Below are 15374 nucleotides of genomic sequence, written 5' to 3'. Positions count from 1 at the left end.
GCGATCTGTCCTCTCCCCCCCCCCCCCCCCCCCGCCCCCTCCCCCCCCCCCCCCCCTCCCCCCCCCCCCCCCCCCCCCCCCCCCCCCCCCCCCCCCCCCCCCCCCCCCCCCCCCCCCCCCCCCCGCCCGCGGTGACGTAGACGATGCCGTCACGGGTGGAGTCGGCGGTCTCCCCGATCGGGAGCTTCTTGCCGACCTCGGTGCCCCGGATCGCGTCGGTCCGCTCGTAGACGTGGTTGTGGCCGTTGATGACGAGGTCGACCTTGTGCTTCTCGAAGAGCGGCAGCCACGCGTCGCGCACGCCGCCGTCCGAGGCGTGACCGTTGGTGGTCGAGAAGGCGCAGTGGTGGAAGAAGATCACGATGAAGTCGACGCCCCGCTGCTTGCGCAGCTCGCCCAGGCGCCGGTCGAGCCATCGGGTCTGCTTGCCGCTGGTGTAGCCGGTGTTGGCGGTGATCTCGTACGAGACGTCGTTGGCGTCGAGCGAGACGACGCCGACGTTGCCGTAGACGAAGGAGTAGACGCCGGGCGAGTTCTTCGGGTCGATGCCGTTGCCCGGCAGCGTCCAGCGGGCGTTCTGGCCGCCGTAGCCGTTGGGCGAGTACCAGGCCTCCATGTCGTGGTTGCCGGTGGCCACCATCCACGGCACGCTCTTGGCCACCGACTCGGTCTGGGCGAGGAACTGGTCCCACTGGCGGGCGTCGTAGACGTCGGTCGGCTTGCCCTCGCCGCTGTCGTCGGCGTAGCAGATGTCGCCGGCGTGCAGGTGGAAGGCCGGGTTCTGGCCCAGGATCAACTGGTCGTTGGCGAGGGCGTGGTAGCTGACGCCCTGGTCGCCGAAGGCGGTGAAGACGAACTTCTCCGCGCGCGCGGGAGCGGTGGTGAAGGTGCCTATGGTCGAGAAGTGCGTGGGGTCGGCCGGGTCGAAGCCGTCGTGGCCGACGCCGTAGTAGTACGTCCGGCCGGGGCGCAGGTTGTCCAGGGCCGCGTGCAGATAGACCTGGTCGACGGCCGGGAGCTTCTTGGACAGCGACGGGGTGTGCAGGTCCCGCACCTCCGCGTCGATGCGGTGGCTGAGGTCCCAGGGCTTCAGGCCCACCCGCACGAACGGTCTCCGGACGGCGAACGGCACCTGCCAGGAGATCCGCATCTGCGTCTTGGGGTCGGCGCCGAAGGCGAGGTGGCGGCCGAAGGGCGCCACGTGCTTGCCGTCCACCTTGGTGGTCGCGGCCGAGGTGAGCAGGGTGGGGGAGAGCGTGGCCGGTGCCGCGGCGAACGCGCTCGTACCGCCGCCGCCCAGCAGGCCCGCGCCCGCGACGGTGCCCGCCGTCAGGGCTCCGGCGCGGAGCATGCCGCGCCGCGTCAGCTTGGTCCGCAGATACTCGTGCTGCTCGGCCATCGTCATGCGGTTCGCGAGCTGTTGGGGGATGCCTACCCGTGGTGTGTCCATGACGCAGAACGTGCCAGGGATCGGCGACTTGAATGAGGACTTTGCATGAACGCGACCTATACGGATCGCAATGTGTCCGTATGGTGGACGCGGTGTGTCATCCAGCGGGACAGCGGAGTACGGTCCGGTCATGTCTCGCAGCCTTCGCCTCGCAGTCATCCCCGGTGACGGAATCGGCCGGGAAGTCGTCTCCCAGGGCCTCAAGGTCCTTGGTGCCGTGCTCCCTTCGGACGTCAAGCTGGAGACCGAGGAATACGACCTCGGTGCCCGCCGCTGGCACGCCACCGGCGAGACCCTGCCGGACGCCGAGCTGGAGTCCCTCAAGCGGCACGACGCGATCCTGCTCGGCGCGATCGGCGACCCGTCCGTCCCCTCCGGGGTGCTGGAGCGCGGGCTGCTGCTCAAGCTGCGCTTCGCCTTCGACCACTACGTGAACCTGCGCCCGTCGAAGCTCTTCCCCGGCACGGCCACCCCGCTCGCCGGCCGCCCCGGGATCGACTTCGTCGTCGTCCGCGAGGGCACCGAGGGCCCGTACACCGGCAACGGCGGCAGCCTGCGCACCGGCACCCCCGCCGAGGTGGCCACCGAGGTCAGCGTCAACACCGCGTACGGCGTGGAGCGCGTGGTGCGCGACGCCTACGAGCGGGCCAGGTCGCGGCCGCGCAAGAAGCTCACCCTCGTGCACAAGAACAACGTCCTCGTGTACGCCGGCCACCTCTGGAAGAGCGTCTTCGACCGGGTCGGCCAGGAGTACCCCGACGTCACCACCGACTATCTGCACGTCGACGCCGCGACGATCTTCTTCGTCACCCAGCCCGAGCGCTTCGACGTGATCGTCACCGACAACCTCTTCGGTGACATCCTCACCGACCTCGCGGCCGCCGTCACCGGTGGCATCGGCCTCGCCGCCTCCGGCAACATCAACCCCGGCGGCGCCTTCCCGTCGATGTTCGAGCCGGTCCACGGCTCCGCGCCGGACATCGCGGGCACCGGCAAGGCCGACCCGACGGCCACCGTCCTCTCCGTGGCCCTGCTGCTGCGCCACCTCGGCCACGAGAGCGAGGCCGCGCGCATCGAGACCGCGGTGAGCGAGGACCTCGCGGAGCGCGGGAGCGCGTTCCGCACCACGGACCAGATCGGCGACGCGCTCGCGCTGCGAGTAGCCGCCGGCTAGTCCCACCTGCTGTGCTACCGCGCGGTTGGGTGCGACCATCGACCCCGGGCCGCGCAACACATTTTCCGTCCACGGCCCCACGAGCGATAATCGAACGTGGGGCCGCGGTACGAGGGGAATCTCGGAGGTCCCGTACCGAACGGGGCGGAGTGAGTTCGCGGTCCGCCACACACAAAGGTGAAGGACACGGATTCATGACGACGCCCACGATCGAGCTCAAGCCCTCCTCGCACCCGCTGTCGGACGCCGAGCGGGAACGGATCCTGGCCGCCCCCGGTTTCGGCCGCCACTTCACCGACCACATGGTGACCATCAAGTGGACCGAGGGGCGCGGCTGGCACGACGCCCAGCTCGTTCCCTACGCCCCGCTGTCGATCGACCCCGCCAACATGACGCTGCACTACGCGCAGACGATCTTCGAGGGCGCCAAGGCGTACCGCCAGCCCGACGGTTCGGTCGCCATCTTCCGCCCGGAGGAGAACGCCAAGCGCCTCCAGGCGTCCGCGCGCCGCCTGGCCATGCCCGAGCTGCCCGTCCAGACCTTCATCGAGGCGTGCGACGCGCTCGTCACCCAGGACAAGGCGTGGGTGCCGAGCTCCGGCGAGGCTTCCCTCTACCTCCGTCCCTTCATGTTCGCCACGGAGATCGGGCTGGGCGTCCGCCCGTCCAACGAATACCTCTTCGTCGTGATCGCCTCGCCCGCCGGCGCCTACTTCCCCGGCGGCGTCAAGCCCGTCTCGGTGTGGCTCTGCGAGGAGTACGTGCGCGCCGCTCCCGGCGGCACGGGCGCCGCGAAGGCCGGCGGCAACTACGCCGCCTCCCTCGTCGCCCAGGCCCAGGCCGCCGAGAAGGGCTGCGACCAGGTGGTCTGGCTGGACGCCATCGAGCGCCGCTGGATCGAGGAGATGGGCGGCATGAACCTGTACTTCGTGTACGGGGACAAGATCGTCACCCCGGAGCTCAGCGGCTCCCTCCTGCCGGGCATCACCCGCGCCTCGCTGATGACGATCGCCGCCGACCTCGGCTACGAGGTCACCGAGGGCCGCATCTCCGTCGACGACTGGAAGAACGGCAACGCCGACGGCACCCTCACCGAGGTCTTCGCCTGCGGCACCGCCGCCGTGATCACCCCGGTCGGCTCGGTCAAGTCCACGCGTGCCGACTGGACGGTGGCCGACGGCAAGCCCGGCGAGGTCACCATGAAGCTCCGCAAGGCGCTCCTCGACATCCAGACCGGCGTCACCCCGGACACCCACGGCTGGATGCACCCGCTCGGCGGCTGAGACCGCTGTGGCAGTCGCGTACTTGCGTGCGTGGTGATCACAACGCACGCAAGTACGCATGATCGTTGTCGCTCGGACCCTTGTCCGAAACCCTGCTGTTCCGCCACCGTGATCGACCATGGGACAGCACTGGAAGAAGATCTGGGTCGGCTCGGCCGGCAACATGGTCGAATGGTTCGACTGGTTCGTCTACGCGAGCTTCGCGACCTACTTCGCGGGAGCCTTCTTCCCCGCGGGCAACGACACCGCCAAGCTCATGAACACCGCGGGCATCTTCGCGGTCGGCTTCTTCATGCGGCCGGTCGGCGGCTGGCTGCTCGGCCGGGTCGGTGACCGCAAGGGCCGCAAGGCGGCGCTCACCCTGACCGTCTCGCTGATGTCGGCGTCCGCCGTGCTGATCGCCGTGGCCCCCACCTACGGGGTCGCGGGCTACGGCGGAGTCGCCGTCCTGCTGATCGCGCGGCTGCTCCAGGGCCTCTCCGTCGGCGGCGAGTACGCGGCCAGCGCCACCTATCTCACCGAGGCGTCCGCGCCGGGCCGCCGCGGCTTCGCCTCCAGCTTCCAGTACGTCTCGATGACCGCGGGCCAGATCCTCGGCCTCGCCCTCCAGATCCTCCTCCAGCACACCCTCTCCAACGGCGAACTGCACAGCTGGGGCTGGCGCATCCCGTTCGTGATCGGCGCGCTCGGCGCCGCCGTCATCTTCTATCTCCGGCGCAACATGCTGGAGACGGAGGCGTACGAGGAGATCGGCGACGCGGACGCCGCGGAGCGGGAGGAACGCGGCACCATCCGCGCGCTGCTGCGGCACAGGCGGGAGGCGCTGCTGGTCGTCGCGCTCACCATGGGCGGCACGGTCGCGTACTACACGTACACCACCTACCTCACCAAATACCTGTCCAACAGCGCCGGTCTGTCCAAGCAGACCGCGACCCTGGTCAGCTTCTGCGCGCTGATCGTCTTCGCCTGCCTCCAGCCGCTGGCCGGGGCGCTCTCGGACCGCATCGGCCGCCGCCCGCTGCTGATCACCTTCGCGGTGGGCTCCACCCTCCTGACCGTGCCGATCATGACCATGCTCAAGCACGCGGGCTCCTTCTGGCCCGCGCTCGGCCTGTCGCTGCTCGCCCTGGTCGTCGTCACCGGCTACACATCGATCAACGCGTGTGTGAAGGCCGAGCTCTTCCCGACCGCCATCCGCTCCCTGGGCGTCGCCCTGCCCTACGCCGTCGCCAACGCCCTCTTCGGTGGCACGGCGGAGTACGTGGCCCTGTGGTTCAAGAACGCGGGCGTGGAATCGGGCTTCTACTGGTACGTGGCGGGCTGCGCCGCCGTCTCCCTGATCGTCTATCTGACGATGCGGGAGACGCGGGACATCGACCTGAAGGGGAAGCGGCACCAGGAGGTGACCCGGGCGCCCGAGGTGACCGCATCGTGAGACCGGACCGCACCGCGACGGGCCTCGTGCCAAGATGGCCCCGTGCTCAACCTCGCCATGATTATGGGCAGTGAGCGCGCCGGTCCGCAGTGACCCCGCCGTACCCACGACGTACGGCGCGGCCACCGTCGTCCCAGACCCGCGCGCAGACCTCTCGCACCCGCGAGAGGTCTTTTCGTTTCCCGGCACCACCTCCGCCGGAGGCGAGGGCGCGCGACCATGAGGGGACGGTGGAACCGGTCAGTCCGGTAGACCGAGATCCGACAGGAGCCAGAGCAGCATGACGGACGCAACCGACGACAGCTTCCACGTCTTCGACACCACCTTGCGTGACGGCGCGCAGCGCGAAGGCATCAACCTCACCGTCGCGGACAAGCTGACCATCGCCCGGCACCTGGACGACTTCGGCGTCGGCTTCATCGAGGGCGGCTGGCCGGGCGCGAACCCCCGGGACACCGAGTTCTTCCAGCGGGCCCAGGAGGAGATCGACTTCAAGCACGCGCAGCTCGTCGCCTTCGGCGCCACCCGCAAGGCGGGCGTCCGCGCGGAGGACGACCCGCAGGTCGCGGCGCTCCTCGCCTCGGGCGCCCCCGTCATCACGCTGGTCGCCAAGTCCCACGACCGTCACGTCGAACTCGCGCTGCGCACCACGCTGGAGGAGAACCTCGCGATGGTGCGCGACACCGTCTCCTATCTCCGGGCGCGCGGCCGGCGGGTCTTCGTCGACTGCGAGCACTTCTTCGACGGCTACCGCGCCAACTCCCGCTACGCGACGCAGGTCGTGCGCACCGCGCACGAGGCGGGCGCCGACGTGGCCGTCCTCTGCGACACCAACGGCGGGATGCTGCCCGCGCAGGTCGAGGCCGTCGTGCGCACCGTGGCCGCCGACACCGGGGCGCGGCTCGGCATCCACGCGCAGGACGACACGGGCTGCGCGGTCGCCAACACCCTGGCCGCCGTGGACGCGGGCGCCACGCACGTGCAGTGCACGGCCAACGGCTACGGCGAGCGCGTCGGCAACTCCAACCTCTTCCCCGTCGTCGCCGCCCTGGAGCTCAAGTACGGCCGCAAGGTGCTGCCGGAGGGCTCGCTCGCCGAGATGACCCGCATCTCGCACGCCATCGCCGAGGTCGTCAACCTCACGCCCTCCACCCACCAGCCCTACGTCGGCGTCTCCGCCTTCGCGCACAAGGCCGGGCTGCACGCCTCCGCGATCAAGGTCGACCCGGACCTCTACCAGCACATCGACCCGGAGCGCGTCGGCAACACCATGCGGATGCTGGTCTCCGACATGGCCGGCCGCGCCTCCATCGAGCTCAAGGGCAAGGAACTGGGCATCGACCTGGGCGACGACCGCGAGCTGATCGGCCGCGTCGTCGAGCGCGTCAAGGAGCGCGAGCTGGCGGGCTACACCTATGAGGCGGCCGACGCCTCCTTCGAGTTGCTGTTGCGCCAGGAGACGGAGGGGCGGGCGCGGCGCTACTACCGGGTGGAGTCCTGGCGCGCAATCGTGGAGGACCGCCCCGACGGCACGCACGCCAACGAGGCGACCGTGAAACTGTGGGCCAAGGGCGAGCGCATCGTCGCCACCGCCGAGGGAAACGGCCCGGTCAACGCCCTGGACCGGGCCCTGCGCGTGGCCCTGGAGCGCATCTATCCCCAGCTGGCCGCCCTGAAGCTCACCGACTACAAGGTCCGCATCCTGGAAGGCAGTCTGGGCACGGGCTCCATCACGCGGGTCCTGGTCTCGACGAGCGACGAGAGCGGCGAGTGGTCGACGGTGGGCGTGGCGGAGAACGTCATCGCGGCCTCGTGGCAGGCGCTGGACGACGCCTACGCGTACGGCTTGCGAAGGGCGGGGGTGGAACCGCAGGAGTAGGGGAGGGGGCGGCTGATTCAGGGGCCCGGTCCGGGCACCCGCCCCCAGCCCGTCCCCAGCCTGTCCGGCGTTTGAGGACAACGCGGCGCAGCCGTGTTGCGGGGTCTGGTGCGGAGCCCCGGTTCCGGGGCGCGCAGAGGTGTGGGGGCCGCGGGCGTGCCTCCAGCTTCGGGAAGGGGCGGGGCTGGGGAACACACCCCGCCCACCTCAGCCGTAGACAGCCCCCACCCCGCCCTCCAGCAACCCGTAAGCCACATCCGCATCCGCACGCGCGAGAGGCAGCGCCTCAGCCGCGCTCAACCCCCCGTTCACCCGCCCCCAGTTCACCCGGGCCAACCGCTGCTGCACCGCCACGATCTGCGCCGCCGCCAGCCGAGCCGTGAGCTCGCCACCGCCGGATTCGGCGAGCACCGAGGCCAGCTCCTCCTCGTCCCGCTCCGCGTACCGCACCAGCCGTGCCACCAGGCTCGGCGTCGTGAAGACCATGTCGTGGAAGGCCAGCACGGCGGGGTGGTCGCAGAGGCCCGTGACCGGGTCGTGGGCGTCGAGGCGGTCGTGGAAGTGCGTGCGCAGCGCGGCCAGGGGCGACCGTCCGGCCGGCCGCTCGCGCACCACACGTGCGGCTTCGCCCTGGTGATCGGCGATGCGGTGCAGGACGAGGTCTTCCTTGGCCGGGAAATAGCGGAAGAGCGTCGGCTTGGAGACCTCCACCGCGGCCGCCACGTCCGCGACCGACACCTGGTCGAAGCCGCGCGCGAGGAAGAGCTCGATCGCCGTCTCGGACAGCGCCTGCCGTGTGCGCTGCTTCTTGCGTTCCCGCAGTCCGGTCTCGTCAGTCACGGGTTCACTCTATCAGGTCGTGTTACTTGGATTCGTTTGTTACTCGGTTGTGTTTTCTTCTCGCGAGGGCTTTCATGGAGGCACCGAACGACGGAGGGACACCGCATGACCACCACCGCAGTGCTGATCGTGGGCGCCGGGCCGACGGGCCTGACGCTGGCCTGCACACTCGCCCGCGCCGGGGTCCCGGTGCGGATCGTCGACAAGTCGCCGGAATTCCACGGTGGTTCGCGCGGCAAGGGGCTCAACCAGCGCAGCCGTGAAGTGCTCGCGGACCTCGGCATGGGAGAGGAGTTCACGGCCGCGGGCAACCCCCGCCTGACCCTCCGCAAATACCGGGGCGGTGCCCTGATCGCCGACCACACGCCCCAGGAGGGCGCGGCCCCCACGCCCGACGTGCCGTACGCGACGGGGCTGTGGATACCTCAGTGGCGGACCGAGGAGATCCTCAGGGCGAAGCTCGCGTCATACGGGGTCCGGGTCGAACTGGGCGCCGAGGTGGCCGAGTTCACGCAGGACGAGTCCGGGGTGACGGCCGCGCTGGCCGACGGGCGGCGCGTCCGGGCCGCGTATCTCGTGGGCTGCGACGGCGCCCGCGGCATGGTCCGCAAGGCGCTCGGGCTGTCCTTCGACGGGGAGACCGCGCCGGAGCTGGCCCTGGTCGGGGATGTCGAGGTGGAGGGCGGCCTGGACCGCGGGTGCTGGCACCAGTGGATCGACGAGGACGGCGCCGTCCTGCTCTGCCCCCTGCCCGGCACCGCGCGCTGGCAGCTCCAGAGCTCGCCGGAGCGTGACGCCGACGGGCGGTACGAGGAGCCGTCGCTGGAGGTCTTCCAGCGTCAGCTCGACCGCCACGCACGGATACCCGGGCTGCGGCTGACCAACCCGGGCTGGCTCTCCACCTATCGCGTCAATGTCCGGATGGCGGAGCGCTTCCGGGCCGGCCGCGTCTTCCTCGCGGGCGACGCGGCCCATATCCACTCGATAGCCGGCGGCCTCGGCATGAACACCGGCATCCAGGACGGCTACAACCTCGGCTGGAAGCTCGCCCTCGTCGCGCGCGGCCTGGCGGGCGAGGGGCTGCTGGAGACCTACGAGGAGGAGCGGCTGCCGGTGGCCGCCTGGACCTTGAAGACCACCAACGAGCGGCTGCGGGCCGTCATGGAGGGGATGCGGACGGCGGGGGTCGGCACGGAGGCGGGGTTCAGCCGGGATCTGACCACGCTGGGCGTCGGCTACGGCTGGAGCTCGCTGGCGTGGGGCGGGCGGGCGGCGGGGGAGCGGGCGCCGGACGCGCCGTGCCGCGACGCCGGGACCGGCCGGCCGGTCAGGCTCTTCGAGGTCTTCGCGGGCTCCCGGTTCACCCTGCTGGGCTTCGGTCCGGGCAGTGCCGAGGCGCTCGCGAGGGCGTCGGCCGCCTGCGGCGATCTGGTCCGCGCCTGTCTGATCGACGGGGGTATCGACGGGGGCGGGGAGAGGCTGGTGGATCCCGAGGGGCACGCGTGGCGGGCGTACGGCATGAGGGGGCGGGAGGAGCCGGCCGGGGGCGGGCCGGGGGAAGGAGGGGCGGGCGGCCTGGTGCTGGTGCGGCCCGACAACCACATCGCGTGGACGGCGGCGGTGGACCGAGGCGCTGAGGTCGTCGACCGTCTGGAGCGCCTCGGCCGCTGACACCGCATGGGGTCAGGCCAGGGGAGCGGACTTGACGGCGGAGATGTCGAAGGTCAGCTTCACCTTGTCGCTGACCATCACGCCACCGGTCTCCAGGGCGGCGTTCCAGGTCAGGCCCCAGTCGGAGCGCAGGATCTCGGCGCTGCCCTCGAAGCCGACCCGCTCGTTGCCGTAGACGTCGGTGGCCGAGCCGTTGAACTCCAGGTCGATGGAGAGCGGGCGGGTGACGTCCTTGATGGTGAGGTCGCCGGTGATGCGGTAGCGGTCGCCGCCGAGCCGCTGGGCGGTGGTGGAGCGGAAGGTCATCAGCGGGAAGCGCTCGGCGTCGAAGAAGTCGGCGCCGCGCAGGTGGGCGTCGCGGTCCTTCATGCCGGTGTCCACGCTCTCGATCCGCACGTCGAGGGAGGCGGTGGAGCGGGAGGGGTCGGAGCCGTCGAGGCGCAGGGTCCCCTCGTGCTCGGTGAACGAGCCCTTGACGTTGGTGACCATGGCGTGCCGGACCGTGAAGCCGATGCTGCTGTGGGTCGGGTCGACGGTGTATTCGCCGGTCAGGGCGGCCAGCGCGGGGTCCACGGCGAGGGCGGTGGCCGAGGCGGCGGGGGCGTCGAGGGTGGCGGTGGCTGCGGTGGTGCCGCGCTTGCGGGCGAAGAGGGCCATGACTGCTCCTGGGGGAGAGAGGTTGTTGTTGAAGGTTCAACGAGAATGACGTTAGCGCGATCTGGTTCAAGTTTCAACATCTGGTGGGGGTGATTTTCCGGAGTGATTTCCTCGCGCGTTCCGTTCCGGTGCGGTCGTGTCCCTTGTGAGCCCTGCCGGGGCGTGCCACGGTGTGCCCTCTCCACCCGCCCCACGGCTCTCGCGCCCCTGCCCTGCCCCTGCCCTGCCTCTGCCGCGCCTCGCTCCTGCCCGCTCGCCCCGCTCGTCCGGCCGCGCGTACCCCGGGGTGCCGTCGCCCCGCGCGGCGTCCGCGTCGCCACGGTCCGCGTCACCCCATCCGCGTCACCGCGTCCGCGTCACCGCGTCCGTGCCACCGCTTCTCGCGTCATATCCCGTCCCTGCCGCCCATCCCCGTCCCCATCGCCGTATCCGTCCCGTCGTCCCCGCCACCGCCCCCCGTCGGAAGGATCCCGTCGTGCCGACCGCCCCCGCCTGGACCCGTCGTGGTTTCCTCGCCGCCTCCGCCGCCGGTGCGCTCGGCTTCGCCTCCGCCGGGCCGGGTGAGGACTTCCCGGCGCTGCGGCGGCGGTGGCGCGAGATCATGCTCGGCACCGGGTTCGACGCCACCGCCGAGCCCTACGCCGGCGTCCTGCGCGGCACGGGGGAGCTCGCCCGCGCCCACCGCGCGGGCATGAGACCCGCGCCCGGCTCGCTCTGGCCCGACGCCCCCTTCGACCCGCCGAGCGGGATCACCCAGAGCTTCGCCCGGCTGCACGTCATGGCCCAGGCGTACGCCCAGCCGGGCACGGGGCTCACAGGGGACGCCGGCCTCGCCGCCGATGTCCTCGCCGGCCTCGACCACATGCGTGAGCGCGTCTACAACCCGGGCACCACGCGGTACGGCAACTGGTGGGAGTGGCAGATCGGCAGCCCGCGGCTGCTCCTCGACACCTTGACGCTCCTGCACGACGAGGCCGGTCCCGGGCGGCGCGCCGGAATCCTGGACGCGGTCGGCCACTTCGTCCCCGACTCCGAGCTCGGTCACTACTCCGGCACCAGCACCGGGGCCAACCGCGTCGACCTGTGCCGCGTCGTCGTCCTGCGCGGCATCCTCGGCGCGGCCCCCGGCAGGACCGCCCTCGCCCGCGACGCCCTCTCGCCCGTCTTCCCCTATGTGACCCGAGGGGACGGTCTCTACGCCGACGGCTCCTTCGTCCAGCACACCTGGGTCGCCTACTCCGGCACCTACGGCCAGGTCCTCCTCGACGGGCTCGGGCGGCTCTTCGCCCTGCTGCGGGGATCGCCCTGGGAGGTCACGGACCCGGCCGCGCGGCACATCCACGACAGCGTCGAGAACGCCTACGCGCCCCTGATCCACAACGGCCTGATGATGGACAGCGTCTCCGGCCGTGCCATAAGCCGGGGCGTGCAGCGCGCCGACCCCCGCGGGCTGCCGCAGAGCGACCGGCAGCGCGGCCACGCGGTGATCGCCGCCATCGCCCTGCTGGCGAGCGGCGCGCCCCCGGCCGACCGCGACCGGTGGTACGCGCTGATCAAGGGGTGGGCGGACCGCGGTACCGGCCTGCGGGCCGATCCGCAGTTCGGCGTCGCCGACCTCGCCCGCGTCGCGGCCGCGCTCGACGCCCCGGGCCCGGCGGCGCCCGAGCCCGTCGGGCACCGGCTGTTCGCCGCCATGGACCGGGCCGTGCACCGCCGCCCCGGCTGGACCGTCAACATCGCCATGGCCTCCGACCGCATCACCCACTACGAGAACGGCAACGGCGAGAACCCCCGCGGCTGGCACACCGGCGCCGGAATGCTCTCCTGGTGGGCGGCGCCGGGCGGCGACGGGCAGTACACGGACGCCTTCTGGCCCACCGTCGACCCGTACCGGCTGCCCGGCACGACCGTCTCCGCCAAGCGGCTCGCCGACAACGAGGGCGGCGGCTGGGGCGCGCCCAGGCCCGCCGTGCGCTGGGTGGGCGGCGTCACCGACGGGGAGTTCGCCGCCGTCGGACAGCACCTCAAGGGGCTCGCCTCCACCCTGGAGGCCCGTAAGTCCTGGTTCTGCGCGGCCGATACGGTCGTCTGCCTCGGCGCGGGCATCACCGCCCGCGACGGCACCCCCGTGGAAACGGTCGTCGACAACCGCGCCCTGGGGGAGCGCGGGGAGCCGGCCCTGACCGTCGACGGCGCACCGCAGGGCGCCGGCGTCGGCTGGGCGCGGTCCTACGGCCGCGCCCACTGGGCCCACCTCGCGGGCCACGGTGGCTACGTCTTCCCCGGCGGCGCGCCCCTGGACGCCTTGTGCGAAGCCCGCTCGGGGGCCTGGCGCGACATCAACTCCGGTGGCAGCCCCGACCGTCTGACCCGCCGCTATCTCACCCTGCTCCGCCCCCACGGCACCGACCCGGCCGGTGCCTCCTACGTGTATCTCCTGCTGCCCGGCGCCGGACCGCGGGCCGTGGCGGCGCGGGCCGCGGACCCCCACTGGCTCACCGTGCTCGCCAACTCCCCGGCCTGCCAGGCGATTCGCGTCCCCTCGCTCGGCCTCACCGCCGCCAACTTCTGGGCGGCGGGCGCCACCGGCGCGGCCGGGGCCCTCGCCGTCACGGCCCCCGCGGCCGTGCTCGTCAGAGAGACACCCACGGCGCGCGGGCGCACCGCGACGCTCCACCTCGCCGAGCCGCCGCGCACGGGCGCCCCCGTCGACCTCACCTGGCACCGCCCGGTGCGCGGGGTCACCGCCCACGACCCCTCGGTGCGGGTGCTGGCCACGGGTGACACGCTGCGGATCAGGGTCACCCCGGGAACGGCCTGCGCCGCCCACCGATGTACGGTCGCCCTGGCGTGATCATGGGGGCGGCGCCCCGGCCCCGGAGGGCCGTCAAGTTGCCCAGCCTACGGCTCCTGGCGCCGTCTTTTGTGAGGTATTCACAATGGGTACCCCCTATCGGGGGTGGGGCGGACCTCGGCCCCTGTGCGCTTCTGTGACGCCTGCCCACCAAATCGCACAGGACGTTGTATGGAACCGACATGAGTTTCCGGCTGTCCCGCCGCGTACCGTCTATGCATGAGCAATCTCGAAGGTGCGCCCGTAGAGGCGAGTGACGTCCGTGGGCGCGTCGCCGAGCTGCACGCCATCCGCGAGCAGGTTCGGCGTGGTCCGAGCGAGCGGGCGACCCAGGCCCAGAAGGCCAAGGGGAAGCTGACGGCCCGGGAGCGGATCGACCTGCTCCTGGACGAGGGGTCGTTCTCCGAGGTGGAGCCGCTGCGGCGGCACCGGGCTTCGGGGTTCGGACTGGAGAGCAAGAAGCCTTACACCGACGGTGTGATCACCGGCTGGGGCACCGTCCACGGCCGTACGGTCTTCGTCTACGCCCACGACTTCCGGATCTTCGGCGGCGCGCTCGGCGAGGCGCACGCCACCAAGATCCACAAGATTATGGACAAGGCCATCGCGGCCGGGGCGCCCCTGGTGTCCCTGAACGACGGCGCCGGAGCCCGCATCCAGGAGGGCGTCTCGGCGCTCGCCGGCTACGGCGGGATCTTCCAGCGCAACACCCGGGCCTCCGGTGTCATCCCGCAGATCAGCGTGATGCTCGGCCCCTGCGCCGGTGGCGCGGCCTACAGCCCGGCCCTCACGGACTTCGTCTTCATGGTCCGCGAGACCTCGCAGATGTTCATCACCGGCCCCGACGTCGTGCGCGCCGTCACCGGCGAGGAGATCAGCCAGAACGGCCTGGGCGGCGCGGACGTGCACGCCGAGACCTCCGGCGTGGCCCACTTCGCCTACGACGACGAGGAGACGTGCCTCGAGGAGGTGCGCTACCTCCTGTCGCTGCTGCCGCAGAACAACCGCGAGAACCCGCCCCGCGTGGCGAGCGAGGACCCGGCCGACCGCGTCGGCGAGGCCCTCCTCGACCTGGTCCCGGCCGACGGCAACCGCCCGTACGACATGCGCAAGGTCATCGAGGAGATCGTCGACGACGGCGAGTACCTCGAGGTCCACGAGCGCTGGGCCACCAACATCATCTGCGCGCTGTCCCGGCTGGACGGCCAGGTCGTCGGCATCGTGGCCAACCAGCCGCAGTCCCTCGCCGGCGTGCTGGACATCGAGGCGAGCGAGAAGGCCGCCCGTTTCATCCAGATGTGCGACGCCTTCAACATCCCGATCATCACTCTTCTGGACGTACCGGGCTTTCTCCCCGGCGTCGACCAGGAGCACGGTGGAATCATCCGGCACGGCGCCAAGCTGCTGTACGCGTACTGCAACGCCACGGTGCCGCGGATCTCGGTGATCCTGCGCAAGGCGTACGGCGGCGCGTACATCGTCATGGACTCCCAGTCCATCGGCGCCGACCTCACCTACGCCTGGCCGACGAACGAGATCGCCGTCATGGGCGCCGAGGGCGCGGCCAACGTGATCTTCCGCAAGCAGATCGCCGAGGCGGACGACCCCGAGGCGATGCGGGCGCGGATGGTCAAGGAGTACAAGGCCGAGCTCATGCACCCGTACTACGCCGCCGAGCGCGGGCTGGTGGACGACGTGATCGACCCGGTCGAGACCCGGTCGGTCCTCATCAGGTCGCTGGCGATGCTCGCCTCGAAGCACGCCGACCTGCCCTCCCGCAAGCACGGCAACCCGCCCCAGTAAGGGAGTCACAGCATGGAGAACACGCTCGTACGCGTCGAGAAGGGCACGGCCGACGCGGAGGAAGTGGCCGCGGTCACCGCCGTCCTGCTCGCCCGTGCGGCTGCGTTCGGCACCGACGCGGCCCCCGCGCGGCCCCGCCGCACGGCCGCCGGGTGGCGCCGCCTGGAGCGCACGCCCGGCTTCCGGGCGCCGCACAGCTGGCAGGGCTGACACCCACCGCCCAAGCGGGGGGGGGGGGGGGGGGGGGGGGGGGGGGGAAGGGGTGGGGGGGGGGGTGGGGGGGGGGGAGAGGGGGGGGAGGGGGCGGAGAGGGAGGGGGAGGGGGTGT

Annotated in this window: 11 protein-coding genes; 8 read left to right on the top strand and 3 right to left on the bottom strand. The window is 71.7% G+C overall.

Translation table 11 applies throughout. The annotated features are described in order from the left end of the window. Positions 1 to 1450: purple acid phosphatase family protein (locus tag ACZ4A5_RS08715; protein ID WP_467580010.1), on the bottom strand; the 1450-nt coding region annotated here is incomplete at its 3' end. Positions 1451 to 1580: 130 nt separating this feature from the next. Here ACZ4A5_RS08715 and ACZ4A5_RS08710 point away from each other — a divergent pair. From ACZ4A5_RS08710 to cimA, 4 genes are all read left to right on the top strand, one after another. Continuing rightward, complete coding sequence (locus tag ACZ4A5_RS08710) at positions 1581 to 2624, top strand: 3-isopropylmalate dehydrogenase (protein WP_467580008.1); 1044 nt, start codon at positions 1581 to 1583, stop codon at positions 2622 to 2624. Positions 2625 to 2818: 194 nt separating this feature from the next. Further along, a complete protein-coding gene (locus ACZ4A5_RS08705; protein ID WP_467580006.1) occupies positions 2819 to 3907 on the top strand; it encodes a branched-chain amino acid aminotransferase in 1089 nt (362 codons plus the stop codon). 118 nt (positions 3908 to 4025) lie between these two features. Beyond that, positions 4026 to 5342, top strand: a complete 1317-nt coding sequence (locus ACZ4A5_RS08700) for an MFS transporter (RefSeq protein WP_467580003.1) — start codon at positions 4026 to 4028, stop codon at positions 5340 to 5342. 280 nt (positions 5343 to 5622) lie between these two features. Beyond that, positions 5623 to 7221: a citramalate synthase gene (gene cimA, locus ACZ4A5_RS08695; protein ID WP_467580000.1), complete on the top strand. Its 1599-nt coding sequence runs from the start codon at positions 5623 to 5625 to the stop codon at positions 7219 to 7221. A gap of 207 nt (positions 7222 to 7428) precedes the next feature. On the opposite strand, the gene ACZ4A5_RS08690 is transcribed toward cimA, so the two are convergent. Continuing rightward, positions 7429 to 8061: a TetR/AcrR family transcriptional regulator gene (locus ACZ4A5_RS08690; RefSeq protein ID WP_467579997.1), complete on the bottom strand. Its 633-nt coding sequence runs from the start codon at positions 8059 to 8061 to the stop codon at positions 7429 to 7431. Positions 8062 to 8166: 105 nt separating this feature from the next. On the opposite strand from ACZ4A5_RS08690, the gene ACZ4A5_RS08685 reads away from it, so the two are divergent. Then, a complete protein-coding gene (locus ACZ4A5_RS08685) occupies positions 8167 to 9732 on the top strand; it encodes an FAD-dependent monooxygenase (protein ID WP_467579994.1) in 1566 nt (521 codons plus the stop codon). Between the two features lie 12 nt (positions 9733 to 9744). Here the strand turns inward: ACZ4A5_RS08685 and ACZ4A5_RS08680 are convergent, their stop codons facing one another. Next, complete coding sequence (locus ACZ4A5_RS08680) at positions 9745 to 10389, bottom strand: YceI family protein (RefSeq protein ID WP_467579992.1); 645 nt, start codon at positions 10387 to 10389, stop codon at positions 9745 to 9747. 475 nt (positions 10390 to 10864) lie between these two features. Between ACZ4A5_RS08680 and ACZ4A5_RS08675 the strand changes: the two genes are divergently transcribed. From ACZ4A5_RS08675 to ACZ4A5_RS08665, 3 genes are all read left to right on the top strand, one after another. Further along, positions 10865 to 13243 carry a polysaccharide lyase 8 family protein gene (locus ACZ4A5_RS08675; protein WP_467579989.1) on the top strand — a complete coding sequence of 793 codons (2379 nt, stop codon included), beginning with the start codon at positions 10865 to 10867 and terminating at the stop codon, positions 13241 to 13243. A gap of 219 nt (positions 13244 to 13462) precedes the next feature. Continuing rightward, a complete protein-coding gene (locus tag ACZ4A5_RS08670; protein ID WP_467579986.1) occupies positions 13463 to 15046 on the top strand; it encodes an acyl-CoA carboxylase subunit beta in 1584 nt (527 codons plus the stop codon). Positions 15047 to 15058: 12 nt separating this feature from the next. Beyond that, complete coding sequence (locus ACZ4A5_RS08665) at positions 15059 to 15256, top strand: acyl-CoA carboxylase subunit epsilon (RefSeq protein WP_361526061.1); 198 nt, start codon at positions 15059 to 15061, stop codon at positions 15254 to 15256. Positions 15257 to 15374 lie beyond the last annotated feature (118 nt).

Source organism: Streptomyces sp. NPDC025618, from assembly GCF_055558795.1.
Note: the sequence above shows the minus strand (reverse complement) of the source record. Positions and strands in the feature narration are given on the sequence as shown.

Excerpts from the sequence above, each read along its gene's own strand:
- ACZ4A5_RS08710 (WP_467580008.1), top strand. The coding sequence starts at position 1,581 with ATGTCTCGCAGCCTTCGCCTCGCAGTCATCCCCGGTGACGGAATCGGC.
- ACZ4A5_RS08705 (WP_467580006.1), top strand. The coding sequence starts at position 2,819 with ATGACGACGCCCACGATCGAGCTCAAGCCCTCCTCGCACCCGCTGTCG.
- ACZ4A5_RS08700 (WP_467580003.1), top strand. The coding sequence starts at position 4,026 with ATGGGACAGCACTGGAAGAAGATCTGGGTCGGCTCGGCCGGCAACATG.
- cimA (WP_467580000.1), top strand. The coding sequence starts at position 5,623 with ATGACGGACGCAACCGACGACAGCTTCCACGTCTTCGACACCACCTTG.
- ACZ4A5_RS08685 (WP_467579994.1), top strand. The coding sequence starts at position 8,167 with ATGACCACCACCGCAGTGCTGATCGTGGGCGCCGGGCCGACGGGCCTG.
- ACZ4A5_RS08680 (WP_467579992.1), bottom strand. The coding sequence starts at position 10,389 with ATGGCCCTCTTCGCCCGCAAGCGCGGCACCACCGCAGCCACCGCCACC.
- ACZ4A5_RS08670 (WP_467579986.1), top strand. The coding sequence starts at position 13,463 with ATGAGCAATCTCGAAGGTGCGCCCGTAGAGGCGAGTGACGTCCGTGGG.
- ACZ4A5_RS08665 (WP_361526061.1), top strand. The coding sequence starts at position 15,059 with ATGGAGAACACGCTCGTACGCGTCGAGAAGGGCACGGCCGACGCGGAG.